The sequence below is a fragment of the Nonomuraea sp. NPDC050783 genome (assembly GCF_040802095.1).
Taxonomy (GTDB): Bacteria; Actinomycetota; Actinomycetes; order Streptosporangiales; family Streptosporangiaceae; genus Nonomuraea.
On sequence record NZ_JBFAHK010000024.1, the window covers coordinates 55,714 to 81,818 of the forward strand.

21 protein-coding genes are annotated in these 26,105 nt (G+C 72.8%); 8 read left to right on the forward strand and 13 right to left on the reverse strand.

Annotation, left to right across the window (positions count from 1 at the left end; genetic code table 11):
• Positions 1 to 195: 195 nt before the first annotated feature.
• Genes AB0H75_RS41495 through AB0H75_RS41505 form a run of 3 tightly spaced genes read right to left on the reverse strand, consistent with a single transcriptional unit; the run spans position 196 to position 4,468 of the window.
• Complete coding sequence (locus tag AB0H75_RS41495; RefSeq protein WP_367805832.1) at positions 196 to 2,919, reverse strand: AAA family ATPase; 2,724 nt, start codon at positions 2,917 to 2,919, stop codon at positions 196 to 198.
• A 13-nt stretch (positions 2,920 to 2,932) separates the two neighbouring features.
• Positions 2,933 to 3,898, reverse strand: a complete 966-nt coding sequence (locus AB0H75_RS41500) for a zinc-binding dehydrogenase (RefSeq protein WP_367805834.1) — start codon at positions 3,896 to 3,898, stop codon at positions 2,933 to 2,935.
• 3 nt (positions 3,899 to 3,901) lie between these two features.
• Positions 3,902 to 4,468 (reverse strand): NADPH-dependent FMN reductase, encoded by a 567-nt coding sequence (locus AB0H75_RS41505; protein ID WP_367805836.1) that lies wholly within the window; start codon positions 4,466 to 4,468, stop codon positions 3,902 to 3,904.
• A gap of 157 nt (positions 4,469 to 4,625) precedes the next feature.
• Here AB0H75_RS41505 and AB0H75_RS41510 point away from each other — a divergent pair, with 157 nt between their 5' ends.
• The 5 genes from AB0H75_RS41510 to AB0H75_RS41530 all read left to right on the forward strand — a co-directional run bounded on the left by AB0H75_RS41510 (position 4,626) and on the right by AB0H75_RS41530 (position 9,504).
• On the forward strand, positions 4,626 to 5,237 hold the full coding sequence (locus AB0H75_RS41510; protein WP_367805838.1) for a DsbA family oxidoreductase: 612 nt from the start codon (positions 4,626 to 4,628) through the stop codon (positions 5,235 to 5,237).
• A 21-nt stretch (positions 5,238 to 5,258) separates the two neighbouring features.
• Complete coding sequence (locus AB0H75_RS41515) at positions 5,259 to 5,669, forward strand: SgcJ/EcaC family oxidoreductase (protein WP_367805840.1); 411 nt, start codon at positions 5,259 to 5,261, stop codon at positions 5,667 to 5,669.
• 923 nt (positions 5,670 to 6,592) lie between these two features.
• Complete coding sequence (locus AB0H75_RS41520; RefSeq protein ID WP_367805842.1) at positions 6,593 to 6,787, forward strand: hypothetical protein; 195 nt, start codon at positions 6,593 to 6,595, stop codon at positions 6,785 to 6,787.
• Positions 6,788 to 6,804: 17 nt separating this feature from the next.
• The gene (locus AB0H75_RS41525; protein WP_367805844.1) at positions 6,805 to 7,734 is read left to right on the forward strand and encodes a superoxide dismutase; all 930 of its coding nucleotides are present in this window, start codon (positions 6,805 to 6,807) and stop codon (positions 7,732 to 7,734) included.
• A gap of 213 nt (positions 7,735 to 7,947) precedes the next feature.
• A complete protein-coding gene (locus tag AB0H75_RS41530) occupies positions 7,948 to 9,504 on the forward strand; it encodes a glycosyl hydrolase family 18 protein (RefSeq protein ID WP_367805846.1) in 1,557 nt (518 codons plus the stop codon).
• A gap of 173 nt (positions 9,505 to 9,677) precedes the next feature.
• Here AB0H75_RS41530 and AB0H75_RS41535 read toward each other — a convergent pair whose 3' ends face one another.
• Both AB0H75_RS41535 and AB0H75_RS41540 read right to left on the reverse strand, forming a co-directional pair.
• Positions 9,678 to 11,330: a hypothetical protein gene (locus AB0H75_RS41535; protein WP_367805848.1), complete on the reverse strand. Its 1,653-nt coding sequence runs from the start codon at positions 11,328 to 11,330 to the stop codon at positions 9,678 to 9,680.
• Positions 11,331 to 11,425: 95 nt separating this feature from the next.
• On the reverse strand, positions 11,426 to 14,626 hold the full coding sequence (locus AB0H75_RS41540) for a BTAD domain-containing putative transcriptional regulator (RefSeq protein WP_367805850.1): 3,201 nt from the start codon (positions 14,624 to 14,626) through the stop codon (positions 11,426 to 11,428).
• Between the two features lie 124 nt (positions 14,627 to 14,750).
• Here AB0H75_RS41540 and AB0H75_RS41545 point away from each other — a divergent pair, with 124 nt between their 5' ends.
• Positions 14,751 to 15,875 carry a serine hydrolase domain-containing protein gene (locus AB0H75_RS41545; RefSeq protein WP_367805852.1) on the forward strand — a complete coding sequence of 375 codons (1,125 nt, stop codon included), beginning with the start codon at positions 14,751 to 14,753 and terminating at the stop codon, positions 15,873 to 15,875.
• Here AB0H75_RS41545 and AB0H75_RS41550 read toward each other — a convergent pair.
• The 3 genes from AB0H75_RS41550 to AB0H75_RS41560 all read right to left on the reverse strand — a co-directional run bounded on the left by AB0H75_RS41550 (position 15,844) and on the right by AB0H75_RS41560 (position 18,255).
• On the reverse strand, positions 15,844 to 16,068 hold the full coding sequence (locus AB0H75_RS41550; protein WP_367805854.1) for a hypothetical protein: 225 nt from the start codon (positions 16,066 to 16,068) through the stop codon (positions 15,844 to 15,846). The two genes, AB0H75_RS41545 and AB0H75_RS41550, sit on opposite strands and share 32 nt — an antisense overlap.
• Positions 16,069 to 16,300: 232 nt before the next feature.
• On the reverse strand, positions 16,301 to 17,020 hold the full coding sequence (locus AB0H75_RS41555; RefSeq protein WP_367805856.1) for a response regulator: 720 nt from the start codon (positions 17,018 to 17,020) through the stop codon (positions 16,301 to 16,303).
• Positions 17,017 to 18,255 (reverse strand): sensor histidine kinase, encoded by a 1,239-nt coding sequence (locus tag AB0H75_RS41560; RefSeq protein WP_367805858.1) that lies wholly within the window; start codon positions 18,253 to 18,255, stop codon positions 17,017 to 17,019. Before AB0H75_RS41560 ends, AB0H75_RS41555 begins: the two co-directional genes overlap by 4 nt.
• Positions 18,256 to 18,463: 208 nt before the next feature.
• Between AB0H75_RS41560 and AB0H75_RS41565 the strand changes: the two genes are divergently transcribed.
• Positions 18,464 to 19,267 (forward strand): hypothetical protein, encoded by an 804-nt coding sequence (locus AB0H75_RS41565; RefSeq protein ID WP_367805860.1) that lies wholly within the window; start codon positions 18,464 to 18,466, stop codon positions 19,265 to 19,267.
• On the opposite strand, the gene AB0H75_RS41570 is transcribed toward AB0H75_RS41565, so the two are convergent.
• Genes AB0H75_RS41570 through AB0H75_RS41590 form a run of 5 tightly spaced genes read right to left on the reverse strand, consistent with a single transcriptional unit; the run spans position 19,239 to position 24,792 of the window.
• Entirely contained in the window at positions 19,239 to 20,471 is a 1,233-nt protein-coding gene (locus AB0H75_RS41570; RefSeq protein WP_367805862.1) for a hypothetical protein, read from the reverse strand. The genes AB0H75_RS41565 and AB0H75_RS41570 overlap by 29 nt on opposite strands.
• A gap of 20 nt (positions 20,472 to 20,491) precedes the next feature.
• A complete protein-coding gene (locus AB0H75_RS41575; RefSeq protein ID WP_367805864.1) occupies positions 20,492 to 21,715 on the reverse strand; it encodes an enolase C-terminal domain-like protein in 1,224 nt (407 codons plus the stop codon).
• Complete coding sequence (locus AB0H75_RS41580; protein ID WP_367805866.1) at positions 21,712 to 22,986, reverse strand: extracellular solute-binding protein; 1,275 nt, start codon at positions 22,984 to 22,986, stop codon at positions 21,712 to 21,714. The genes AB0H75_RS41575 and AB0H75_RS41580 overlap by 4 nt, the downstream gene beginning before the upstream one ends.
• 37 nt (positions 22,987 to 23,023) lie before the next feature.
• Positions 23,024 to 23,848, reverse strand: a complete 825-nt coding sequence (locus AB0H75_RS41585) for a carbohydrate ABC transporter permease (RefSeq protein WP_367805868.1) — start codon at positions 23,846 to 23,848, stop codon at positions 23,024 to 23,026.
• Positions 23,848 to 24,792, reverse strand: coding sequence for a carbohydrate ABC transporter permease (locus tag AB0H75_RS41590; RefSeq protein WP_367805870.1), 945 nt, complete (start codon positions 24,790 to 24,792; stop codon positions 23,848 to 23,850). The genes AB0H75_RS41585 and AB0H75_RS41590 overlap by 1 nt, the downstream gene beginning before the upstream one ends.
• Before the next feature lie 249 nt (positions 24,793 to 25,041).
• Between AB0H75_RS41590 and AB0H75_RS41595 the strand changes: the two genes are divergently transcribed.
• On the forward strand, positions 25,042 to 26,085 hold the full coding sequence (locus AB0H75_RS41595; RefSeq protein ID WP_367805872.1) for a LacI family DNA-binding transcriptional regulator: 1,044 nt from the start codon (positions 25,042 to 25,044) through the stop codon (positions 26,083 to 26,085).
• Positions 26,086 to 26,105 lie beyond the last annotated feature (20 nt).

Consider the following 26,105-nt stretch of genomic DNA (forward strand, 5'->3'; position numbering starts at 1 on the left):
TCAAGAAGCCCGCCCAGCGGTCCACCTGGTCACGATTCCGCGAGCAGGTGAGCTGACCGGATCAGGCGGACGCGCTCGGCGACCCCGACGCATTGCCGCGCTACGACCAGCCAAGCAGGTGGCGTTGCCGGCGGATGGCGCCGCCGCGGCCGCTCTCACCGGGGCCGTCGAGGGCGGAGCCTGGGCGAAAGTGTCCTACGAGGTGCGGGTCAAGAACGACGACAGTTCGCCGCGCGAGGTGACGCCGAGCTTGGGGTAGGCGTTGTAAAGGTGGTAGCCGACGGTCCGCGGGCTGAGGAAGAGCTGGGCGCCGATGTCCCTGTTGGTCATGCCCGCGGCGGCCAGCCGGACGACCTGGAGCTCTTGGGGGGTGAGGCGGGCGAAAGGGTCGGTGTCCTGGGTGCGTACGGCCAGGCTCTCGCCGGTGGCCCGGAGCTCGGCTGCGGCCCGGGCGGACCAGGGCTGGGCGCCCAGCCGTTCGAAGGTCTCCAGCGCCGATCTCAGCCTGCCACGGGCGTCGATCCGGCGGTGTTGCCTGCGCAGCCATTCGCCGTGCAGAAGCTCGGTGCGGGCCCGTTCGAACGGCGGGCCGCCGTCCCGCGCGTCCAGTCGTACGGCATGCGCCCAGGCTTCCTCGTCACCGTCGATCAAAGCGGCGCAGCGGGCGGCGATCGCCTGGGCCCAGGAGTGGCCGGAGCGCTCGGCCCAGTCGGCGTAGCGGCGGGCGGCGTCGCGTCCGAGCTCCGGCCGGCCGACCCGCGCCGCTGCCTCGACCAGGTCGGGCAGGCTGTGCACGGTGCCCAGCTTGTTGGGGCTCGCCACCGTCGCCGACAGGGTCTCCAGCGCGGCCTCGTGCCTGCCCGAGCCCAGGTCGAGCAGGGCGGTGATGGCCGAGGCGCGCGAGTGGCTGGGTGCGGCTCCGTGGGCCGCCATCTCGGTGGTCAGCTCCCGGCAACGCTCCTGGTCGCCCTCGATCGCGGCGAGATGGGCGAGGACCGCCCAGAGGAAGACCAGGTTGTGGCTCTGGCCGGTGTCCTGGGCGATGCGAACGCCCTCGGTGGCGCTGATCCGGGCGTCGCGATGCGCACCACGCCAGAGCTGGGTGCGGGCGAGCAGCATCAGGGCGCGAGGCAGGATGCCGATGGCCCCCTGGCTCCTGCTTTCACGCTCCAGGGTCACCGCCCTGCGGTGGGCGGCGGCGTAGTCGCCGAGCAGCAGCTCCCACCAGGCGATCCTGGCGTCGTGCCGCAGCCCGGACGGCCCCGCCGCGAGATCGCGATCGAGCAGCAGGCGGACGGCCAGCACCCCCTCGGCCGCTCCGCCGTCCGGCTCGGCGAGGGCGGTGATGTGGGTGGCCAGCTCGTCGATGCGGGCGGCGTCGGGGAGCCCCAGCCGGTGGGCCTGTCCGGCCGCGGCCCGCACCGCGGGGAAGTCGCCGGCGGTCCACGCGGTCTCGACGGCCGAGTGGAGCAGGCCGCTCGCCAGTGAGGGGGACGGCCCGGCGACGGCTTCGGCCGCGTCGGCCAGGAGCTGGTGTGCCGAGGTGGCGCTGCTGCGTTCGTCGGCCAGGCCCGCCCTGAACCTGGCGATCCGGGCTGCTGTCACCGGGTCGGCGACCAGGTGGGAGGCGTCGTCGGCGAGGGCGGCCGCCCGGTCGTGCTGCCCGGCGTCCGCTGCGGCCCGTGCGGCGGCGGCCAGGCGGCGGCCGCGCTCTCCGGGATCGGCGCTGAGCCGGGCGGCGCGCTCGTAGGCGGAGGCGACCGCCGCGTGCCCGCCGCGCCGGCGCGCGCCCTCCGCGCTGCGTTCGAGTTCCGCGGCGACGTGCTCGTCGGGCCCGGTGGTCGCCGCGGCCAGATGCCAGGCTCGGCGGTCCCCGTCAAGCACCTCCGCGAGCGCTCGATGGACGGCCAGGCGCCTGGCGACCGTGGCGCCGCGATAGGCGGCGGTCCTGATCAGCGGGTGCCGGAACACCAGCCGGTCACCCGCCATGCCCAGCAGTCGCCGTTCCTCGGCGGGCTCCAGGTCGGCGACGTCCGCGCCGAGCAGCCTGGCGGCGGCGAACACGCTCGCCGGATCGCCGTCGTCCTCCGCGGCGGCGACCAGCAGCAGCGTCCGGGTGGTCTCGGGCAGCGCGGCGATCCGGTCGGCGAACATGGCCTGGACGCGGGTGAGCGGGGAGGGGACGCGCATGCCGTACGGCTCGGCGGCCAGTTGTCCCTCCCGTTGCGCGGCCGGCAGTTCCAGCAGGGCCAGCGGGTTGCCGTCGGCCTCGTGGAGGATCTGGTCGCGCACGTGCGCCGGCAGGTCGCGCGCCTGCTCGGCGAGCAGGCGCGCCGCGGCCTCCGGATCCAGGCCGGACAGTCGCAGCTCGGGCACGCCGGGCGCGGGGAACGCCGGAGCATGTGTCTCGCGTACGGCGAACAGCATGGCGACGCCCTCGGCCCCCAGCCGCCTGGCCGCGAACAGCAGGGCCTCGGCCGACGCGGTGTCGAGCCAGTGCGCGTCATCGACGACGCAAAGGACGGGGCCCTGCTCGGCCAGGTCGGCGAGCAACATGAGCACCCCCATCCCGACCAGGAACCGGTCACCGTCGCCAGGGGCGTGCGGGCGAGGGCGGGCCGTGGGCAGCCCCAGTGCGTCGCCCAGCGCCTGGGCCTGGCGCTCCGGCAGCGTGCCGACCCGGTCGAGCACCCCTGTGAGGAGGAGGTGCAGGCCGGCGAAGGGCAGCTCGCTCTCCGCCTCGATCCCGGCTCCCCGGATCACGCGCAGACCGGCGGCGGCCGCCACGGCGTGATCGAGCAGTGCCGTCTTGCCGATCCCCGCCTCGCCCCGGATGACGAGCACACCGCTCCCGCCGCCACGTGCCGCCTCCAGCACACGGTCGACGATGGCAGTTTCCGCAGCTCGCCCGTGCATCATGCGAAGAGCTTAGTCAGGGCACCAGGACGGCCTTGCCCACCGTGCCACGGGATTCCAGCTCGGTGTGGGCGGTCGCCGCGTCCGCGAGGGGGAAGCGCCGGACCGTGGGTGTGATCAAGCCGTCCCGCACGGCGGCCAGCGCCCGCTCCTCAAGCCTGCGCACCCCACCGGTGCCGGGTGCCGGGCCCGGCGCGCCGTGGAGGGTGAGCCCGCGTTCGTACAGCTCGCGTGCGGACACCTCGGTGGGCCGTCCGCTCACCCAGCCGAAGACGACGGCGCTGCCGCCGTCGGCGAGCAGATCCACGGCCTGGCGCCCGAGCTCCCCGCCCACCCCGTCGAGCACCGTGGTCACCGGGCGGCCCGCCAGCTCTTCCACGACGAGCCCGGCCCAGCCGGGCAGACGGTGATCCGCCGCCACGGCCGCGCCGAGCCTGCGAGCGGCGGCGGACCTGGCCGGGCCGCCCGCCACGCCCACGACGGTCGCGCCCAGGTTGCTCGCGGCCTGCACGAGCATGCCACCGACGCCGCCGGCGGCCCCGAGCACCAACACCACGTCTCCGGCGGTGACGCGGGCCGCGTCCAGGACCGCGACGGCGGCCCGTCCGGTCACGACGGCCGCCACGGCCGCCTCGTCCGAGACCTCAGGAGCGATCTCGTGCACCGCGGCGACCTCGCGTACGGCGAGCTCGGCATAGCCCCCGCTGTCCAGCCCCAGGCAGGTGACGACCCGGCGGCCCAGCCAGCGCGCCGCCACACCGTCGCCGAGCGCCTCGACCACGCCCGCCACCTCCCTGCCGGAGACCATCGGCAACGCGGGCGACCACGGATGGACACCGGCGCGCACGGCCAGGTCCAGCCGGGACACCCCGGCCGCCGCCACCTTGACGCGCACCTGGCCCGGGCCGGGCCGCGGCTCGGGGACCTCCTCATGGACCAGCACGTCCGGCCCGCCGAAGGCGTACTGCCTGATCGCCTTCACCGGTCAGCTCCCGTACGGGTGCTCGGCCCTGGCGCTCTTCAGCACGCGCCCCCACCAGCCGAGCCGGTCCAGCAGCGCCTTGGCGGCCCGCTCCGGGCCGGCGGGGTCGAGGTGCCGGCCGTCCTCGTCGAACGCGTTCCAGGGGTGGACGAAGCTGATCGTCTCCCTGATCGTGACCGCGTGCAGCTCGGCGAAGACCGTACGCAACGCCTGGATCGCATGCTGGCCGCCCGAGATCGAACCGTACGAGACGAAACCCACCGGCTTGGCCTGCCATTCGGCGTAGTGCCAGTCGATGAGATTCTTCACCGAGGCGGGGAAGCTCCGGTTGTACTCGGGCGTCACGAACACGAAGGCGTCCGCCGCGTGCAGCCGCCGCGACAGCTCGGTCAGCTGCGGCGCGGGAGGCACGCTCGGCGGCAGTGCCAGCGGCAGGTCCACCTCGGCCAGGTCGATCACGTCGAGGCTGACGTTCCCGCTCGCCTTCGCCTGCTCGACGAACCAGCGGGCCACGACGGGCCCGAACCGGCCTTCCCTGGTGCTGCCAATGATGATCGCCACGTTCAGCATCTCGTGTCTCCTCGTCAGGTCGGGTGATGAGGACGACGTTAGGAGGGGCGAGGCCAGGGCCTCCTCTGTCATGTGACCGGGTTGTCCCGCCCAGGTCATCCGAACCCAGTCACATGACAGAGGCCGTGCCGCCTGGCGCGCTCCTACCGTTCGGGACATGAACAACAACGGCACGAGCGTCAGGGTCGGCTTCACCTTCGACTTCCCCTGTGTGTGGTCCTACTTCGCCTTCACCCGGCTCCAGCGGGCCCTGACCCGCTTCCGCGCCGAGGGCGGACGGGCGGAGGTCGTTTTCCACCCCTTCCAGCTGGACCCCGAGGCGACCACCGAGGGCGAGCTCAAAGTGGAGGTGCTGCGCAAGGCGTTCGGCGTCGACCCCGCCCGGGCCGTGGCCGAGATCACCGAGCTGGGGGCGCAGGAGGGCCTGGTCCTCCGGCACGACAAGGCGATCTTCTCCAACACCTTCCAGGCGCACCGCCTCGTCGCCCTCGCGAGCAGCCAAGGGCTGGGCGAGCAGATGGCCGAGCGCCTCTTCCACGCTCACCACACCGACGAGCTCAACGTCGCCGACCCCGGCACGCTCCAGCGCCTCGCGGCCGAGGCCGGCGTCCGATGGAGCGACGAGGGAACCGAACGGACCCGCGCCGACCTCGACCGGGTCCGCCGCTCGGGAATCCGTGGAGTTCCCGTCCTCCAGTTCGCTGACCGGCCCGCGACCAGCGGTGCCCCGTCCGAACAAGCCATCCTGTCCGCCCTCGCCCACGCCTGACATCCGGGAAGGTGCGTCATCATGACCGATCGCCCCACCGTGTACGCCCCCTTCGCCGCCGAGCGGGACGCGCGGGACCTCCAGCAGCTCATCGCCCAGATCGAGACCGGCTTCAACCAGAAGAACGCCGCTGTGCTCGACGGACCGTTCAGCGACGACGCCGTCGTGATCGTCCCCGACGGCACCATCCTGCGTGGCTGGCGCAACCTGTTCGATTACCACACGGCCCGGCTGGCCGGCCCCGTCACCGGCTGGACGACCCGCATCGAAATCCTGAGCATCTCCTCCCCGGCTCCCGACCTCGCGATCCTCCACCTTCGCCAGGACACCACCACCCCTCAGGGCGCCTTCGCCAACCACGGCACGGTGGTGGCGGTCAAGCAGGACGGCACCTGGTGGATCAGCGCCATGCAGAACACCAACGTCGCCTGAACGCTCAGCAACGCCAGAGGTTCACCACGCGCCGGGCCCGCAACGCCGCGCCGGGCCCGGACGGGTCGCAGGCGCCTTCAGGTGCGGTAGGCGGGAAGCGGCCGGCTGGGCGAGCAGCACCCGGAGGTCATCAGCCGCCTTGCGGTGGCCCGGGACCACTGCCGGGACCGGGCCGGGCAGCTCCGGCCGGCGCAGGAGTTCCACGACACCGCGGCCTGGGCGTACGACGACGTTCGGGCCGAGTGGTTCACGGACTCTCAGACGCAGTCTTTGGCGGCCTCGGCGCGAGCGCTGCCCTTCCAGGTGACAACTCGGCCGGGGGCGTACGGTGCGAGCCGGACACACGCGGGGCTGGTCCCATCGCTCAGGATGACCGAAGCCCAGATCGTCTCACCGCCGCAGTCGTTGCCCACCACCGCCCAGCCCGATCCGCTTGCCCGAAGTTGCGCACAAGCTCCCAGCGGCCGGGAAGAATCGGCACCGGCTGGTGTCGCCATGAACGCGCCCGTAGCCGAGATCGCAGCGACCGTGATGAGAGCGGATGTGACACGCGTGCGTAGTGACATGTTTTCTCCTTGAATGTCGGGTCGTGCGGCATCCATCACGCCGGAAGAATGGCTCAGGGGTTCAACGATGTTCCGCGGGTGCCGTCATGAGCCCGTTGTTCGGCTTCTGCCGGCAAAGACTAGATCGCGGTGCTTCCGCGTTTTTTCCGCTGGTCTTCTCTTTCTTCCGTGAGCCCGTGCCCGGTGGCGCTCGTCCGGTCTCGTACACGCCGGGAGGAGCGGGGTTCGTGCCGAGAAGGCTGATGCTGGACAGCACGACGCGGGTGCTGGAGCCCATCGATCCATCGGGATACGCGATCGTTCGGATGACAGACATGCATTGGACTCATTGATCCCTCGTGGTCCAGGCTGAAGGGCATGAGACCTCATCCGAACCAGGTTCCGCGAGGGCGGCTCCTGCTGGTGGCGTTCGGCGACCTGGTGAAGCGACGCCCGCTCGCCTTTGAAGGCGGACAGGACGTGGGGCTGCTCGACCCGATCGACCACGTCGCCGGCGGGGAGCACGGGTCCGCCGAGGAGATCGAGCGGTTCCCCATCCGACCAAACACCTGACAAGGAAGCGTCACATCATGCGATCGATCAAAGGACTCGGTGCCGTCCTGTCCACACTGGTTCTGAGCATGGCCGTGGGCGGGCCCGCCGGGGCGGTGGCGGATCCGCGGGCCGGAAGACCTCCGGCGTCCATCTCCCTGCCTGACGGGTTCCAGCCTGAGGGCATCGCCATCGGGTCGGATCCGTTCGCCTTCATCGGCTCCATGGCCGACGGGTCCATCTACCGTGCCGACCTGCGCACCGGACGCGGCGCCATCTTCAGCCGCGGGCCCGGCACGCCGTCCCTCGGCCTGAAGCTCGACCAGCGCGGGCGGCTGTTCGTCGCCGGCGGCACGGGCGGTGACCTGCGCGTCATCGACGCCCGCACCGGCAAGCTGCTGGCCTCCTACCAGCTGGCCACCGGGCAGGCGTTCGTCAATGACATCGTCCTCACCAAGGACGCCGCCTGGATCACCGACTCCACCAACCCGGTGCTGTACGAACTGCCGCTACGCGACGGACGGCTGCCCGCGGCTGCGGTACGGATCCCCCTCACCGGCGACCTGAAGTACGGCACCGGCTTCAACGCCAACGGCATCACGCCGACTCCGGACGGCCGCGGCCTGCTCGTCGTGCAGTCGAACACCGGCGGGCTGTTCCGCGTCGAGCCGTCCGGCAGCACCCGCCGGGTGAACCTGCACGGGGAGTCGCTGAAGGAGGGCGACGGTCTGCTCCTGCGCGGCCGGACGTTGTACGCGGTGCAGAACCGGCTCAACGCCGTGGCCGTCGTCGAGCTGAACGCCTCGGGCACCGACGGTCGCGTCCTGCGGCGGGTGAGCGATCGCCGGTTCGACGTGCCGGCGACGGTGGCGGCCTTCGGGGACCGGCTGTACCTCCCCAACGCCCGCTTCGACACCACCCCGACCCCCACCACCCCGTACACCGCCGTCGCCATCCCGCGCCCCTGACCGCCGCCGTCGAGGAGACACCCGTCCACCACTGCCGTGGACGCGGTCAGCGCCAGGGGCATTCCCGGCTCGCGGCGAAGAACCAGAGGTTGTGTCGGTGGTATGACCCAAATGGTATGCAAGCTTCATGGACAATCATTAAAGCTTCTTTACAATATCCGGTGAACCCGCAGGTCGCGGGCCATGCCATAGGGCGCCGGAAGGGTTGCCACCATGAAGCGAACACGCCGCCTGCTGATCGTGCTCCTGGCCTCACTCCTGGCGGCCCTGGGCGTCCTCGTCGTACAGACCTCCGCCCAGGCGGCCAACATCCTCACCAACCCCGGCTTCGAGACCGGCTCCCTGTCGCCCTGGACCTGCGCCGGCGGGCTCGGCTCCGTGGTCTCCACCCCGGTGCACTCGGGCGGCAAGGCGCTGGCCGCGGCGGTCAGCGGGTCGGACACCGTGCAGTGCAGCCAGTCGGTGCCCGTGCGGCCCGGCACGACGTACACGCTGAGCGCCTGGGTACGCGGCGGCTACGTCTACCTCGGCGTCAACGGCGGCGCCTCCACCTGGACGCCGTCGGCGGGCTCGTACACGCAGCTCACCACCACCTTCACCACGGCGGCCGGCCAGAGCACCGCGGTGATCTACCTGCACGGCTGGTACGGCCAGGGCACCTACTACGCCGACGACGTCAGTCTCGACGGCCCCGGCGGCACCGCTTCCCCGACCGCGACGCCCACCGCGACCCCGACGGTGACCCCGACCGCCACCCCGACGGTGACCCCGACCGTCACCCCCACCGTGACGCCCACGGTGACCCCGACCGACGCGACCTGCCCGCTCAAGCCGAAGCCCGCCGGCAAGGTCATCCAGGGCTACTGGGAGAACTGGGACGGCGCGTCCAACGGCGTGCACCCGCCGCTCGGCTGGATCCCGATCACCGACTCGCGCATCAAGGCGCACGGCTACAACGTGATCAACGCCGCGTTCCCCGTCATCCGCTCCGACGGCACCGTGCTGTGGGAGGACGGCATGGACGCCACCGTCAAGGTCGCCACCCCCGCCGAGATGTGCGCCGCCAAGGCCGCGGGCGCGACCATCCTCATGTCCATCGGCGGCGCCGCCGCGGGCATCGACCTCGGCTCCACCGCCGTCGCCGACCGGTTCGTCGCGACCGTCGTGCCGATTCTCAAGAAGTACAACTTCGACGGCATCGACATCGACATCGAGACCGGGCTCACCGGCAGCGGCAGCATCACCACGCTCTCCACCTCCCAGGCCAACCTCATCCGGATCATCGACGGCGTGCTCGCCCAGATGCCCGCCGGGTTCGGCCTGACCATGGCGCCCGAGACGGCGTACGTGACGGGCGGCAGCGTGACGTACGGCTCGATCTGGGGCGCGTACCTGCCGATCATCAAGAAGTACGCCGACAACGGCCGCCTGTGGTGGCTGAACATGCAGTACTACAACGGCAGCATGTACGGCTGCTCGGGCGACTCCTACTCGGCCGGCACCGTCCAGGGCTTCACCGCGCAGACCACCTGCCTGAACAACGGCCTGACCGTCCAGGGCACCACGATCACGGTCCCCTACGACAAGCAGGTGCCCGGCCTGCCCGCCCAGCCGGGAGCCGGAGGCGGCTACATGGCGCCCTCGCTGGTCTCCCAGAGCTGGAACGCCTTCGGCGGGCAGCTGAAGGGCCTGATGACCTGGTCCATCAACTGGGACGGCTCGAAGGGCTGGACGTTCGGCGACAACGTCAGGTCCCTGCAGGGCCGCTAGCGACCGCGACAGCGCCGATCACGCGCTGATGCGCCCGCCGCCGGACGACCGACGAGGCCGTCCGGCGGCGACCGCCGACTCCCGGCCGGCCCCCTCGGGATCGGCCCCCTGCCGTGTCACCACCGGATCCCGGCCGAGGTGCCCGGCCGGGCGGCCGGGCACCGGTCATCGGGTCACTTGACGATGATCTGATGGGTGGCCTGGGCCGGTCCGGTCCCGCCGTCCCCCGCATAGCTCACGAGGTAGACGTACCTGCCGGCGTTGGCGGGCGTGTCGGTGAACGTGTACGTGCCGTCGGCGTTCACCCTCACCGGCGGGAGCTTGACGGTCTTGCCGGGGCTGCTGCTCCTGAGGTACAGGGTGCGCTGCACGGTGAGCGTGGACCCCGGCGAGGGCGGCCTGCCGCCCCCCGTCAGGACGCCGCTCAGCTCCACGGCCGTGCCGGCGACGCCGGACTGCGGCCCCGTCAGGGTGAGCGTGGCCTCGCGCTTGACCGTGACGGTGACGGAGGCGCTGCTGCGGCGGAGGCTGTCGTCGCCGTCCCAGAACACCCAGTAGACCACCTCGCCGATGTACGGCGGCAGCTCGAAGACGGGCGTGTCCTGGAAGGTGAACGTGCCGTCCTGCCGCGTCGTCACGCCGGTGATCGGCAGCTTCGTCCAGCCGGGCAGGTACTGGATCACCGTGAGCGGCTTGAGCCCGAGCGCCTCGCCGTCGGCGCGGGTGAGCCGACCCTCGACGGTGATCGGCGAGCCGGCGTACGCGTCCGCGGGGGCCGTCGCCGTGAGCTTGGTGGCCGGTAGCGCGACGCCCGTCACCCGCCACAGCAGCAGCCGGTCCGTGGAGCTGCGCAGCAGCGCGAAGACGTCCGTGCCGGAGAACGCGACGCCGTCCGGGAGCAGTTCGGCGTCCGGCTGGTCGGCCGCGAACAGCTCCGCGCCCGTCGCGGCGTCGTAGAGGATCAGGTCGGCGCCGCCCCACTGGCGCCCGGCCGCGACGTACGCGCCGTCCGAGCCGAGCGCCACGGCGGACGGGGACCCGTCCCAGCCGTCGCCGTAGGTGCCGGTCGCCGCCAGGGTCCTGGTGTCATACCTGGTGAAGTGACCGGGGGTGTCGGCCGCGCTGAACAGGGTGCCGCCGTCGGAGCTCAGGGTGAGGTCGCGCAGGGAGTCGATGCGCCACTTCTCGCCGTCGATCGTGCCGCGCAGCGCGGGGGCGCCGTCGCCGAGGTCGTAGACCAGCATGTCGGCGTGGTGCATGGCGGTCTGGCCGACCACGAGCGTGTCGCCGGCGGCCGCGAGCACGGGAGGCCGCAGGTGCTCGCCCCCGACCGCCACGGGCGCCGGGGCGCTCGCGCCGAGATCCAGGCCGACGACGCCGCCGGGGCCGTTGTCGCACCCGTGCCCCACCCACAACCGCTCGCCCAGCAACGCCAGGGTGGACGGGCACGGGTGGGCCGACAGGTCGATCCTGCGGGTGACGGCGAGGCTCGCGGTGTCGATCTCGGCGACCTCGTTCGAGCCGGTGAGGGCCGCGTACAGGCGGGTGCCGTCCGCGTTCACGGCCAGCTCCTGGACGCCGGACAGGCCGGTGACGACGCCGCCGGTGAGGTTCCCGTCGGTGCCGGCCACGATGATGCGGTCGCCGGCGGGAACGAACACCCGGCCGCCGCCGACGGCCAGGTCGGCGGTGTAGGAGTCGGTGACCCCGAGGTCGGTGATGGTGCCGGCCGCCGAGGCGGCGGGGGCCGTGACGGTGAGCAGGCCGGTGATCAGACCGGCGGCACCGCAGCAAGCGGCTAATCGGCGAGCCAGGGATGGGGACACGGGAGCCTCCTACCAGAATGGGAACGTGTGTTCTAATAACGTCTCATGGGCGCTCCCACGTCAAGATCATTAGGTCGCGCGACACCAAACCGTGATCAAGGACCCTCCGACGGTCGGGTCCGGGACGGTTGTCGGTGCCCGCTTCCGCCACGACGCGCCAGGGTCCCGGGCCGCGGGACCGCCGTCCGGCCGTTGATCAGGTTGTCGATCGCCTCATGCCGGGGCAGGCCGGCGCCCCGCCGGTAGGCCCGGGCGTAGCCGGTGCGGCCGAGCCGGTCCACGAGGGTGGCCACGAGCGCGCTCAGCTCCAGGTCGCCGCGGTCGAAGGTGCCGCGGATGACCTCGCTCATGCCGAGCGCGGTGGCCGCACCCGCCGGATCGCCCTCGAGCAGCAGCAGCCGGGCCAGGAGCTGGGCGGCCAGCGGAAGGTCCATGTTCACGTGTGCCGCCTGGACCGCGCCGGGCAGCGCCTCGCGCGCGCGTGTGGCGTCACCGGCGGCGAGGAGGTTCGCCGTCCTGGCCGGCAGCAGCAGGCTCCGGCTCGTCTCGGCGGGAAGGGACAGCTCGCGGGCGACCCTCTCCAGCCGGTCGAGTTCCCGGTCGGCCCGGTCGAGCTCGCCCCGGCGGCGGTACAGCTCCGCCGAGCAGGCATGGACCTGGATCTCCAGCATGGGCTGACCGCGCTCCCAGGCCGCCCGCCGCGCGGTTTCGAGGTCACGGGCGGCGCCCGTCGGATCGCCGGCGCGCATGCGCTTCGTGGCGAGCCCGAGCCGGGACGAGATCTCCTCCTGCCAGGCGAGGCCGGCGCTGATCGAGATGCCGCGCTCGTAGTCGGCGACCGCTTCGCGGTGCCGGCCCTCGACGGCGTGGATCTGCGCCGTGCCGCTCAGCGTCATCGCGGTCCACCACCGGTCGCCCGCCTCCTCGAACGCGCGCAAGGCCCTCGCCGTCGCGGTCGCGCCGCCTGTCCAGTCCCCGCGGATACGGCTGCGCAGCGCCTCGACCAGGTAGGTGTGCGCGACGGCCCAGCCGTCCGAGCCGGCCCGGACCCGGGTGATCTCCCGGTCGACCAGGTCGTCCAGACCGGCCATGAGGGCCGCCGTCAGCGTCATGGTCAGCACCATCGGGTAGTGCGCCGGCGCGTCCGTCCGCGCGCACTCCTCGACCGCCGCCCGCAGCCGCTCGGCGTCTCCTTCGCCGGCCAGCAGGTGGATCACGGTGAACGCGGCCCTGGCCGCCGGGGGCAACGCGTCGCCGTACTCCAGCACCCTGGCCACGTAACCGTCGGCCCGGCCGTCATAACGCAGCGTGTCCCAGTACCAGTACAGCGGGCCGAGGATCCGGGCCGCCGCCTCGGCGTCGCCGTCGTCGATGGCCGTCCGGAGGGCGTACAGGAGGTTGTCATACTCCAGGTCGAACACCCGCAGCGACTCCCTCTGCCGTTGGGAGCGCAGCAGCGGCCCGTGTCGCTCGGCCAGCCCCGCGTAGTGGCGCGCGAGCCTGTGCCGTACGGCTTCGTGCTCCTCGGCGGAGCGGAGCTGGTCGGCCGCGTAGGCCCGGATGGTCTCCAGCATGCGGTAGCCGTCGCCGGCCCGCTCCACGATGGACTTGTCGACCAGGCAATCCAGCAGGAAGGCGACATCGTCTGCGGAGCCGTCCGAGCACACCGCCGCGATCGGGCCGAGCCCTGTCGGCGCCGGAAAGATCGACATCCGGCGGGCGAGCGTCCGTTCCTGATCGGTGAGCAGGCCCCAGCTCCAGTCGATGACCGCCCGGAGCGTCTGCTGCCGCGGCTGGGCCGTCCTGTTGCCGGTGCCGAGCAGCCGGAAGCGATCGTCCAGCCGCCGGGAGAGCTCGTCGGCGCTCATCGTACGCAGCCGCGCCGCGGCCAGTTCCAGGGCGAGGGGCAGGCCGTCCAGCCGGCGCACGATGTCCACCACCGGGCCCGCCGTCGACTCGTCCAGCGCGAAGCCGGGCCGTGCGGCGGCTGCCCGGTCGAGGAACAGCCGTACCGCGCTTGCCCGCGCGGCACGAACGGGATCGGCGCGCACCGGGGGCAGGACGAGCGGAGCCAGCCGGCACAGCGCTTCGCCCATGACGTCCAGCGGCTCCCTGCTGGTGGCCAGGATGATCAGGGCCGGCAGGCGTTCGAGCAGCCGCCAGGCGAACTCGGCCACGGCCGCGGAGATCTGTTCGCAGTTGTCCAGGAGGAGCACGCCCTCGCCACCGGCCAGCAGGGTGACCGATCGGTCGAGCGGCGTCCCCGGCGGCAGGGCCTCCGCCGTGGCGATCGTGCCCAGCACCGCCTCGGGCAGCCCGTCCGGCGTGTCCACCCCGGCCAGGGGGACGAACCAGACGCGGCCGCGCCGATGGGCCCGGTGCCGGCTCGCCGCCTCCACGGCCAGGCGGGTCTTGCCCACTCCTCCGGGACCCACGACCGTGACCAGCCGCGAGCTCTCCAGCAGGCCGGCGAGCAGGTCCAGCTCCTCCTGCCGGCCGACGAGGCCGGCCAGCGGGGCCGGCAGCCGGCCCGGCGCCGCCCGGGAGCGCTCCGACGGCTCGCTCTGGCCGCGCAACACCGCCAGGTGCGTCCTGCGCAACTCCTCCGAGGGGTCGACGCCCAGGTCCTCGGCGAGCGTGCGGCGCACCTGCTCGAACAGGGCCAGTGCCTCGAACTGACGGCCGGCCGCGTGCAACGCCCGCATCGCCAGCACGGCCAGCCGTTCGCGCAGCGGATGTGCCGAGGTCGCCGCCTGCAGGTCGGCCAGGATCTCCATGTGGTCGCCCAGCAGCAGTTTCGCCTCGAACCAGTCCTCGGTGGCCGCGGTACGCAGCTGCTGCAGGCGGGTGGCAGCCGTACCGGCGAAAGGAACGTCGAGCACGTCGGCCAGTGCGTCGCCCCGCCACAACGCCAGCGCCTCACCCAGCAGCGCGGCCGCCTCGCGGGCGGCACCGGCGGCCAGCTCGCCGCGGCCCTGCCCGGCGAGCTTCTCGAAGCGGTGAGCGTCGACGTCCTCGGCGCGTACCCGCAGCCGGTATCCACCGGAGGCCAGCTCGACGACCTCGCTCTCGCCCAGCGCCCGCCGCAACCGGTACACCAGCGCGTGCAGCGCTCTGACGCTCTCCCGCGGCGGGCGATCGCCCCACAGCCCGTCGACGAGTGAATCGACGGGCACCACCTCGCCGCCCGCCAGCGTCAGCCTGGCCAGCAGCGCACGCACCCTGACCCCGCCGACGTCGATCGCCGCCCCGCCGTCACCGTAGGCCCGCACCGGCCCCAGCACCTCGACCCGCATGGCCACCAGGCTATGAGGACCCGCTCACAGCGATCACGCCGCCTGTCGCAGCGCTGTGAGAGCGCTGTCACCGCCGGCCCGCATCGTGGAGAACGTCCAACGACAGATGCGTGAAAGGCATGACATGCACGACAAGACGCAGCAGGTGCTCGAATGGGCCGTCTCCGAGGTGGGCATCCCCGGCATCGTCGCCGAGGTCAAGAACCCCGACGGCACCACCTGGTTCGGCACCGCCGGCGTGGCCGATCTGACGACCGGCGCCAAGCGCGTGCCGGGGGAACTGGTGCCGATCGGCAGCGGCGACAAGGCCTTCATCGCCGGCGTGATCCTCACCCTGGAGGCCGAGGGCCGGCTGGACATCGAGGACCCGGTCGGCAAGTGGCTGCCCGGCGTGCTGGACACCGGCGGCTACGACGGCACCAGGATCACCATCAGGCACCTGCTCAGCAACACCGGCGGCCTGTTCTCCACGGGTCTGGCGCCGGAGCTGGTGGCCAGATACACCAGCCGGTCCAGGTTCGTCCAGCACCGCTTCGACGCCTGGAGCCGGCGGGACCTGCTGCGCCTGGCGGTCTCCCAGCCGCCGGTCGGGCAGCCCGGTGAGCGCTTCGTCTACTCCAACGGCGGCTTCGCCGTGGCCGTGGCGCTCATCGAGAAGGTCACCGGCAACACCTACGCCCAGGAGGTCGAGCGCACCGTCTTCCAGCCGCTCGGCCTGAGCTCCAGCTATGTGCGGCCCGAAGGGGAGACCACCTTCCCCGGCCCGCACCCGCGCGCCTACTCCACCCAGTTCTACAAGGACGGCGTGGACCCGGCCGACGTCACCCCGGACAACTGGGAGTCGATGGTCGAGGAGCCCGGGCTCGCGCCCCTGGACGTCACCGAGTTCGACACCTCCTGGGAGCCCGGCAACATCGTCTCGACCACCAGCGACATGCTCCGGCTCATCAGCGCGGTGGCCGCCGGGTCCCTGCTGCCGCCCGCCCAGCACCGCAAGATGTGGACCACGGTCTCCACCGAGGGCGCCAACTGGCTGCCGCACACCCGCTACGGGCTCGGCTGCTTCGAGCTCGACCCGGCGGCGACCGGCGGGATCGCTGCGCGCGGTGTGGCGGGCAGCTACTGGGGGCACATGTTCGGCGCCCTGGCCACGCCCGACGGCGAGCGCGCGGTCGCCTTCCACACCAACACCGAGGCCAAGAGCTGGGAACTGCTGTTCAAGCTCGCCCGCATGGGTCTCGCCGCCTGAAGCGCCGGTGGCGCGTACGCACACGGAGGCACGCACCGTCCTGGCAGGCGTCGCCGTCCTGGGCGGCCAGATGATCGCCGAGGGGGAAGCCGCGCAGCAGCTCCAGGTAGCCGGCATGGTCCAGGCGCAGCCGGACGATCACCGTGGCGGCCGGCCAGGACCTGGCGCGGCGGGCGGCCACCGCGCGGATCACCGCCGCCCCGGCGCCCGCGTCCTGCGCGTCGTGGCCCGCAGCCGGGCGCGCCGCGCGTCCTCATCGCGGGAGGGGACACCTGGGGCGCCGTCCGCTGTCGACATGCCTCCGGAGTGCTGCCGAGCCCGGACGAACGAGCCCATAGTGACGAACGCGTTACCTGCGGATCGCCGCCCTCGCGCCACCGGCCCGTCCGTGGTCTCCGGACCAGGAACAACGCCGGGCCAGGGGGTCAGGGGCGGGTGTCCGGGGCGGTGATGAGCCCGCCTTCGTAGGCGGCTATGACGAGCTGGGCCCGGTCGCGGGCCTGCAGCTTGGCCAGGAGGCGGCCGACGTGGGTCTTGACCGTGCCGACGGTGAGGTGGAGGTGGCCGGCGATCTCGGAGTTGGACATCCCCTTGCCGATCAGGGTGAGCACCTCGCGCTCGCGTTGCGTGACGTCGTCGAGGTCGCGCGGGGCCGGGGCGGCGGCCGGCCGGCGCAGGAAGTCGGCGATGAGCCGGCGGGTCACGGTGGGCGCGAGCAGCGCCTCGCCGGAGGCCACGACGCGGATGGCGGCCAGGAGCTCGCCCGCCGTCGCGCTCTTGACGAGGAAGCCGCTGGCGCCGGCCCGGAGCGCGGCGTAGACGTATTCGTCCAGGTCGAACGTGGTGAGGATCAGCACGCGGGCGCCGGCGCTCTCCGGGGCGGCGCAGATGCGGCGGGTGGCCTCGATGCCGTCCATGTCGGGCATGCGGATGTCCATGAGGACGACGTCGGGCCGTTGGCGGCGGGCCAGGAGCACGGCTTCGGCGCCGGTGCCGGCCTCGCCCACGGTGACCAGCCCTGGCGTGGTGTCGATGAGGACTTTGAGGCTGTCGCGTACCAGGACCTGGTCCTCGGCGAGCAGGATCCGGACGGGAGGAGGCGAGTCGGGGGGAGGCGAGTCGGGGGTGGCGGGGTTGCCGGTCATGTCAGGGTGCCGTTCGGGTTGTAGGGCAGGCGGGCGGCCACGCGGAAGCCTCCTTCGGGCCGGGGGCCCGCGTCGAAGGTGCCTCCGTACATCTTGGCCCGTTCGCGCATGCCGATCAGGCCGTGCCCGCCGTGGCCCTCCGCTCGCGGCGGCCGGCCGCGGCGAAGGTCGGGGCGGGGGCCGGGATGGGACTCGGGGCGGGGGCCGTCGTCCACGACCTCGATCGCGGCCTCCCGGGCGTCGATCTCCACGGTGACGGAGCAGCGGGTGGGCGCGGCGTGGGTGACGGCGTTGGTGAGCGCCTGCTGCACGATCCGGTACACCGACATCGCGACCGCGGGAGGCAGCGCGGCCCCCTCGCGGACGGTCAGGTCCACCTCCACCCCGGCCGAGCGGGCGTGGGCGGCAAGCGCGGGCAGGTCCGCCAGGCCGGGAACGGGCAGGTGGGGCCGGCCGGGGTCGTCGTCGGAGCGCAGGAGGCCGAGCACACGGTGGATCTCGGCGAGCGTGCTCCGGCTGGTCTCCTCGATGACCGCCAGCGCGGCGCGCACCTCCTGCGGGCGGGCGTCGGCGACGTGGTTGGCGACGGTGGCCTTGACGGCGATGAGGCTCATGCTGTGGCCGATGACGTCGTGCAGCTCGCGGGCGATGCGCCTGCGCTCGTCGGTGACGGCCGTCTCGGCGAGGTGGCGGATCAGGCGGGCGGTCGTGTCGCGCTTCCAGCGGACGACCGTCCCGATGGCCCACCCGGCGGTCAGGAGGACGCAGACCGCGCCGATCTCCACGGGCCAGTACGGCGGCAGCTCGCTGGGCTCCGGGGCGGGGGCCAGGCCGGGGAACACCCGGTCGTAGAAGACCAGGATCGCGGCCACCGCCGCTAACCCGCAGACCAGCGCGCCCGCCACCGACCGCCGGGCCGGGGCGGCGGCGGCCACCGAGTACAGCACGAGCGCGGTCGGCACGAAGGTCAGCCAGATCGCCCCCGCCGCGACGGCGCCGGCCACGGTGGCCGGCACGCCCGTGCCGCACGCGGCCGCCAGCATGGCGGGCGGCCACCGCCGCCGGACGGCGATCGGAGCGCTCGTGAGCGCCGCGACCGGCCAGGCCGACCACGCGGGCCACCACGACGACGGCCCCGGCGGATCGACGATGGCGTATCCGATGGTCAGCGCCACGAGGGCCGCCACCGCGGCGTCGGTCATGCCGTTCCCGCGGAGCCGCTGTGCCCGAACCATGACCAGAAGGTATCGCCCCGGCCGATCACCCGGCATCTGCCCACGGGTGGACCCTCGCCTCTGTCCTGGGTCGTACGGACGGCCCGCGCACGCCCGCCGAAGATGGGACCCGAGCCAGACGCCCCGCCACCCCGCCGCCCCGCACCATGCTGCTACGCCCGGCGCACCCCGCCGGGCCGCACCAGGACCGACGAGAGGGCAGGAACCGATGGACGTTGATCTTCGCGGGCGGATCGCCCGGTGGCGCCGGGCCGGCGCCGAGCGGCGGGCCGCCAACGCGGCGGCCAACCTGGACCGGCAGCCGCCCTTCCCCGGCCGCTGGGTGAGCGCGATCTCGCTGATCGCCGGCCCGGCGCTCATCCTGGCCGGGACCCTGTTGCGTTCGCCGTTCTACTACTTCGTCCCTTACCAGCTCACCGCCTACACCCGTCACCCCGCCCTGATCACCGCTGCCTACACCTGCTTCGCCGCCGGGTTCGTCCTGTTGTGGCCGGCGGTCATGACGCTGGCGCAGCGGATCGCGGCCACCAGCCCGCTGTGGGGGATGTGGGGCGGCTGCCTGGTGATGGTCGGCCTGTTCACCAGGACCTTCCAGTACGGCACGGATCACCTGGCCTTCCACCTGACCGACAGCCTCGGCCTGCAGACGATGCTCCACGGCATCGACGACTACTATGTGGCCTGGCGGGGCACGGTCTGGCACCCGTTCAGGAGCATCTCCGGGCCGGCCTTCTTCGGCTGGGTCGTGCTGGCCGTCGGAGCCTACCGCTCCGGCGCCCTGGGGCTGGGCCGCTCGGTCGCGCTCGGCCTGATGTCGGTGCTCGCGCTCGGGACGCTCAAGGGCACCGAGCCGCAGTCCTTCCTCGCCGTGGGCGGCCTCTGCGTCGCCCTCGTCCCCCTCGGCATCTCCCTGCTGCGCGGCGGCCCGCCGCCGACCAGGCGCGCCGTCGTCTGGACCGTCGTCCTCGTCCTCGTGCACGTCGTCATGACGGGCTACGGTCCCCGGGGGTGAGCACTCCCGCGCGCTCCCCCTTCCTGACCACCTCCAGGGTGGCCGCCAGCTCCGCCGGCGGCACGAAGTGGCCGAAGGTGTCGTTGGCGAAGAAGGAGACGCCCGCCACCGACGCGGCGTGGCCGGCCAGCACCTCGCGCTGGTAGAGGTAGGTGCGCCGGTCGTCCAGGTAGGTGCGGTACCAGTACCAGGGATCGACGAAGTCGAGGCCGAGCAGCGGGCGCGGGCCGCCGAGCGCGGCCTTGCTGAGCAGGTTGGGCACGATCTCGGTACGCTCGACCAGCACGGCGAACGTGCTGACCAGGATCGCGTCGAGGCTGCGGTAGGCGGCGTCCGTCATGCCCCAGGCCGACCGCTCCACCTCGGCCCGCCAGTAGGTGTCCATCCAGTAGACCAGCCTCTCCCCCATGGCCGCGCGCAGCCGCAGGAAGAAGCGTTCGATGCCGGCCGAGCGCTCGGGGGTGAGCGGCGGCGCGTTGTCCGGGTGCCAGAAGCCGACCAGCCCGAACTGGTTGCCCAGCATGACCCCGTCCAGCCCGAAGTCGGTCGCGAACGCGGCCGTCTGCGCGGCGACGAAGTCCCCGGCGGGCAGCCCGGCCGGGATGCCGCCGGGGAAGGCGGCGTACGGGCGCGGGTCGGCGTCGAGCGGGGCCGTCACGTCGATCACGCCCGGCACGACGTGCCCGCCGGCGTCGGCGGCGCCGGCCGCGGCCTCGGGGTGGCGCTCGGTCTTCCACTCGCTGCGGCAGAACTCGGGACCGGGCTCCAGGTACTCCAGCAGGTTGACCCGCAGCCCGCGGCGCCCGGCCTCCGCGCGCACGGCGCCGTAGACGCCGGCCAGGGTGCGGTAGTCCATCGGCTGCTCCGACAGCACGAACATGGGCCCCGCCGAGTAGGGGTTGGCCGAGCGCTCGCCGCCGTCGCGGACCCGGTCGAGCCAGTCGCGGTTGTGCGCCCTGGCGCCGGCGGCCGGCCCGCCGGGCGCCGGGGCGAAGCAGTTGTAGCGGGCCCAGTCGAACCGGTCGTCCCAGGCGGTGCGGCCGGTGTAGTTGAGCACGTGGTCGCCGTTGCCGGCGCAGAAGACGATCGTGACGGGCCGGCCGTCCAGCCAGTCGGCGTGGTGGTCGAAGAAGGCCGCGATCCCTGGCGCGGGGTCGCGCAGATCGTCGAAGATCTTGGGGGTGATCCAGAGGCAGGCTTCCATGGTCGTCTCCAAGGGTGCGGTCACCACCGGGGCAGCGTGGGGTCGAAGTCGGGCTGGAACCGGCGGAGGTAGCCGGTGTCGTCGCGGACCTGGCGGCCGGAGCGCACGTACGTCTCGTGCAGCCTGGCCAGCGCGTCGTGGTCGAGCTCGACGCCGAGTCCGGGCCCGCCGGGCACCGGCACCGCGCCGCCGGTGAAGCGCAGCGTGCCGGGGACCACCACGTCGTCGGCGGCGTTCCACGGGTAGTGCGTGTCGCAGGCGTGGATGGGGGTCGGGATGGCGGCCGCCAGGTGTGTCATGGCCGCCAGGCTGATGCCGAGGTGGGAGTTGGAGTGCATGGACAGCTCCAGGCCCAGCGCGGCGCAGACGGTGGCCAGGCGCTGCGTGGCGCGCAGCCCGCCCCAGTAGTGGTGGTCGGCCAGCACGACCTGTACCGCGCCGCGCCGCGCGGCCGGATACAGGGTCTCCAGCGAGGTGGTGAGCATGTTGCTGGCCAGCGGCATCGGCGCGGCGGCGGCGACGTCCGCCATGCCGTCCAGCCCGAGCACGGGGTCCTCCAGGTATTCGAGCGTCCCGTCCAGCTCCTCGGCGACCCGGCGCGCCGTCCCGACCGTCCAGGCGCCGTTGGGGTCGAGCCTGAGCGGCACGCCGGGCAGCGCCTCGCTCAGAGCCTGGACGGCGGCGATCTCCTCGTCGGGGGCGAGGACGCCGCCCTTGAGCTTGACGGAGCGGAACCCGTACCGGCCGATCATGCGCTCGGCCTGCTCGACCAGCTCCCGCGGGGTGGTGGCGGGGCCCCATTCGTCCGCCGGCCCGCCCGGGTGGGCGGCCCATTTGTAGAACAGGTAGGCGGCGTACGGCACGGCGGGCCGGACCGCGCCGCCGAGCAGCTCGGCGACCGGCACCCCGGCCAGCCGGCCCTGGGCGTCCAGGCAGGCCACCTCGACGGCGGAGAACGTGGCCCGCCGCGCGATCGGGTCGGGCACCCCGGCCAGGGCTCGCTCCACGGCCCGCTCGATGTGGTGGAGCGCGTACACGCTGTGGCCGATCAGGTGCTCCCGCACGGCCGCCAGGCGGTCCAGGTGCCCGCGGTCGCCGGGGCACTCGCCGAGCCCGACGACGCCGCCGTCCACGTGCAGGCGCAGGACGCAGCGCAGCGCCAGCGGCTCGTGCAGGCCGGTGGAGTTGAGCAGCGGCGGGTCGCGGAAGGCGACCGGCGTGAGCTCCAGGTCCAGGATCCTCACTTCTCCTCGCCGAACGCCTTGTCCATGCGGCCGAGCAGCGTCGGCACGTCGATCGTGCCGTTGAACAGCTCCTGGACGGAGGTCAGGTGCTCCTGCTGGACCTTCGGGCCGGGCCATTCCTGGTCGGGGTAGAGGGTGGACCTGCCCGCCTTGACCGCGTCCAGGACCGGCTGCTGGAGCGCGTCGGCCCGGAAGGACGGGCTGGCCAGGGCCGGGCTGCTGCCCGACTTCTCGGCGTAGAGGGCCTGGCCCTCGGGGGAGGCCAGGAACTGCAGGAACTTCTTGGCCAGGGCCGGATTCTCGGCCTTGGCGTTGACGCCGTACACGATGCCGACCGAGACCGGCAGGTAGGTGCCGGCGGCGTCGTCCGTGGCGGGGAACGGGGTCATGGAGAACGTGGTGCCGTCGGGCGCGAAGTTGGCCGCCGACTGCACGGCGGACAGCACGTGCACCGCGCCGAGCGCCTTGCCCTGGCCGAGGAGCTGCATCTGCTCGTCGTAGCCGACGCCGTTGGGGCTGTCGTTGAAGCACCCCGCGTCGCGCATCTGCAGGTACTTGTCCATCGCCTGCTTCCACTGCGACCTGGCGAAGGTGGCCCGGCCGTCCTTCTGCTGCTGGGTGAAGCCCGGGTTCGGGCCGTAGACGAGGGAGGCGGTCAGCGCGTACGGGACGAGCTGGGTCACCCACGCCGACTTCAGGCCCAGCGCGAACGGCACGACGTCCTTGGCCTTGGCGTCCCGGCAGAACCGGAGCACCTGCGTCCAGGTCGTGGGCTTGCTCAGCCCGGTCCTGGCGAGCGCCTGGTCGTTCCAGACGGCTCCGATGGCGCCGATCGTCACCGGGACGGCGACGACCTTGCCCGCCGGGTCGCTGGTGACGGCCTTGAGGCCGGCGCTCAGGCCGCTCGCCCAGCTCTCGCCCGACAGGTCCATGAGCATGCCGTCGGCGCCGAGATCGCGCACGGCCATGGTGTTGCCGCCGCCCGGCCACATGCGGAACACGTCCGGGGCCGTGCCCGAGGAGAGCTGGGTGCGCAGTTGCTGCTGGTAGGAGGCGTCGTCCTCGGTGAACGTGGTCCGCACCGTGACGCCGGGGTTGGCCTTCTCGAACGCCTCCACGGCGGCCTTGGCGGGCCCCTGGCCGGCGGCGGCGAGGGTGAGCACCTGGCCGCCCTCGGAGGCGGTCGTGGTCCGGCCGCCGCCGGAGGTCGAGCAGGCGGCGGCCGCCAGGGCCAGGCAGGAGACGGAGGCGAGCGTTGTGACGATCTTCATGACAGACTCCGGTACGAGAGTGGGGGGAAGCGGGGGCTCAGCCCTTGAGGCCGCCGGCGAAGCCCTTGATGATGTGCTTCTGCAGCGCGAAGTAGACGACCAGGATCGGGATGACGCTGATCACCAGGCCGGCGAAGATGAGGGGCCACTGCGAGACGTACTGGCTGACGAAGCCGTAGATCGCCACCGGGGCCGTGGTGTTGTCGCTGCCGCCCAGGTAGAGCAGCGGGGTGAAGAACTCGTTCCAGATGCCGACCGCGTTGAGGATCACCACGGTGCCGGTGACCGGGCGCAGCAGCGGGAAGACCACGCTCACGAACGAGCGCACCGGCCCGCAGCCGTCGAGCAGCGCGGCCTCCTCGTAGTCGAGCGGCAGCTCGCGCAGGAACATGGTGTAGAGGAAGACCGAGAACGGGATCTGCTGGCCGACGTTGATGAGGATCACCGACCACAGCGAGCCGAGCAGGCCGAGGTCGCGCATGGTGGCGTAGAGCGGGAGCAGCGCGAGCTGGCCGGGCACGAGCAGGCCGCCGATGACGAAGGAGAAGGTGGCCCGCGACCAGCCGCGGGTCACCCGGGCCAGCGGGTAGGCGGCCGCCGCGGCGAAGGCGATGATCAGCACGACGCTGACGGCCGTGATGAGGAAGCTGTTGGCCAGCGCCGCGCCGAGGCTCGCCTGGTTCCACGCCTGGACGTAGTTGTCCAGCGTGGGCGGGAACGCGAAGGCCAGCGCGCCCGACTGGCTGTCCTGCGGCTTGAGCGAGACGTTGAGCAGACCGGCGAGCGGGACGAGGAACACCAGCGCGAGCAGGATCAGGGTCACCTCGCGCGTCAGGGTGCGCCAGGTGTATCGCGAGTGCATCAGGAGCTCTTCCTCTGCGTCAGGCGGAACTGGACCGTGGCCAGGGCCGCGATGACCACGGTCATGACGACGGCCAGCGCGATCGAGAAGGGGAAGTCGCCGAGCGAGAAGGCGCTCTTGTAGATCGCCGTCGAGATCGTCTCGGTGGCGGTGCCGGGGCCGCCGCCGGTCATGGCCATGACCTGGTCGAACTGCTTGAGGCCGCCGATGAGGGTGAGCATCACGTTGATCACGATCGCGCCGTTGAGCAGCGGCAGCACGACGCGGCGGAACTTGCTCCACGGCCCCGCCCCGTCGATGGTGGCCGCCTCCAGCACCTCGGCGGGGATCGCCTGGAGTCCGGCCAGGTAGATGACCATGGAGTAGCCGGCGAACTGCCAGACGATCTCCAGGACGATCGCGTACAGGGCGGTGTCGGGGTCGCCGAGCCAGTCGTGCGCCAGCGCGCCGAGGCCGACCGCGCGCAGGGCCTCGTTGATCGCGCCGTTGGGCGAGAGCAGGAAGCTCCACACGTACCCGGCCACCAGCGGCGTCAGGACGACCGGCGCGAAGAAGACGACCCGCAGCACGTAGCGGCTCTTGACCAGGCTGTTGACGCCGAGCGCGAGCAGCAGGCCGGCCACGTTCTGCACGACGGTGGCCACCGCCGCCAGGACGAGGGTGTTGGCCAGGGCGTCGAGCGCGGTGCGGTCGGAGAAGACGGCGGCGAAGTTGTCCAGGCCGACGAAGGACCAGCCGGGACGCAGGCCGTTCCAGTCGGTGAAGGAGAACAGCGCGCCGTTCGCGCTCGGCACGACGACGATGAACAGGTAGATGGAGATCGCCGGCACGACGAACCACCAGGGCGCGCGGACCCCGACCCGGCGGCGGGAGCCGCGCGGCGGGGGTTTCGCGGCGGGTTCGCGCACGCCGGGTGGTGTCGTCGTCGCCTGGGTCGCGGCCACGGGTGACTCCTCTCGCGGATGACCATGGATGGCGCGTGGTCTGCTGGACGGGGAGGTGGGACGGGACCGCGTGCCTCGCCGTGGAGCCCACCGTTCAAGATCGTGAATCGATTCACGACGTTTCGGGCAGAGTACGCGTATGTCCGAAACGATGTCAATGGCATGACCCTCGGTGACGGGGCTCGTGAATCCATTCACGAGTCAGCTAGGCTGAGGGCCGACTGGCCGAACATCTCAGTGAGGAGCCCGATGGCCGCTGGATCGGTGTCGAAGCAGCCGAAGGCGGAGGACGCGGCCCCCACGGTCGCCGACGTCGCGGCGCGTGCGGGGGTGTCGCGGGCGACCGTGTCCTACACCTTCACCCAGCCGAGCAGGGTCTCGCCGGACCTGCGCCGCCGGGTGCTCGCGGCGGCGGACGAGCTGGGCTACGTCGGCAACGACGCGGCCCGCCGGCTCCGGGTCGGCCACAGCCTCGCGCTGGGCCTGCTGGTCTCCAACATCGGCAACCCGGTCTACGCCGAGCTGGCCGCCGGCGCGGAGGCGGAGGCCGCCGCCCACGGCCGCTACATCTTCGTCGCCAACAGCGACGAGAGCCCCGAGCGCGAGCGCGCCTACCTCAACTTCTTCGAGTCCCAGCAGGTGAGCGGCATCCTGGCGGCCCCCGTCGGCGACGTGCCCGACGAGCTGATCGGGCTGGGCCGGCGCGGCACGCCGTTCGTGCTGGTCGGCATGGCGCGCGGCCCGCACAGCTATCCGGCGATCTCGGGCGACAACGAGCGCGGCGGTCACCTGGCGGCCTCGCACCTGCTCGCCCAGGGCCGGCGCGGGCTGGTCTTCGTCGGCGGCCCGCACCCCCACGTGGACCTGCGGCTGGCGGGGGCCAGGCGGGCGGTGGAGGAGTTCCCCGAGCGGGCCTCGCTGGAGATCATCCGCATCCAGGCGCAGACCGCGAAGGTCGGCGAGGCGGTCGCGCGGACGCTGCTGCGGCGCCGCGCCACGGGCCTGCCTGACGGGATCGTCGCGGGCAACGACCTGCTGGCGCTGGGCCTGCTGCACGGGCTGATCATGGGCGGGGTGCGGGTGCCCGAGGACCTGTCCCTGGTGGGCTACGACGACATAGAGTTCGCCGACTTCGCCATCGTGCCCCTCACCACCATCCGGCATCCCTCCGCCGCGCTCGGGGCCAGCGCGGTGCGCATCCTGCTCGGGCTGGAGAGCGAGCGGGACACCCGGGGGCGCTTCGAGCCCGAGCTGGTGGTCCGCGCGACGTCGCTGGCGCCCGCCTCGGGCTGACGCCGGGCCGGCTCGGGCTG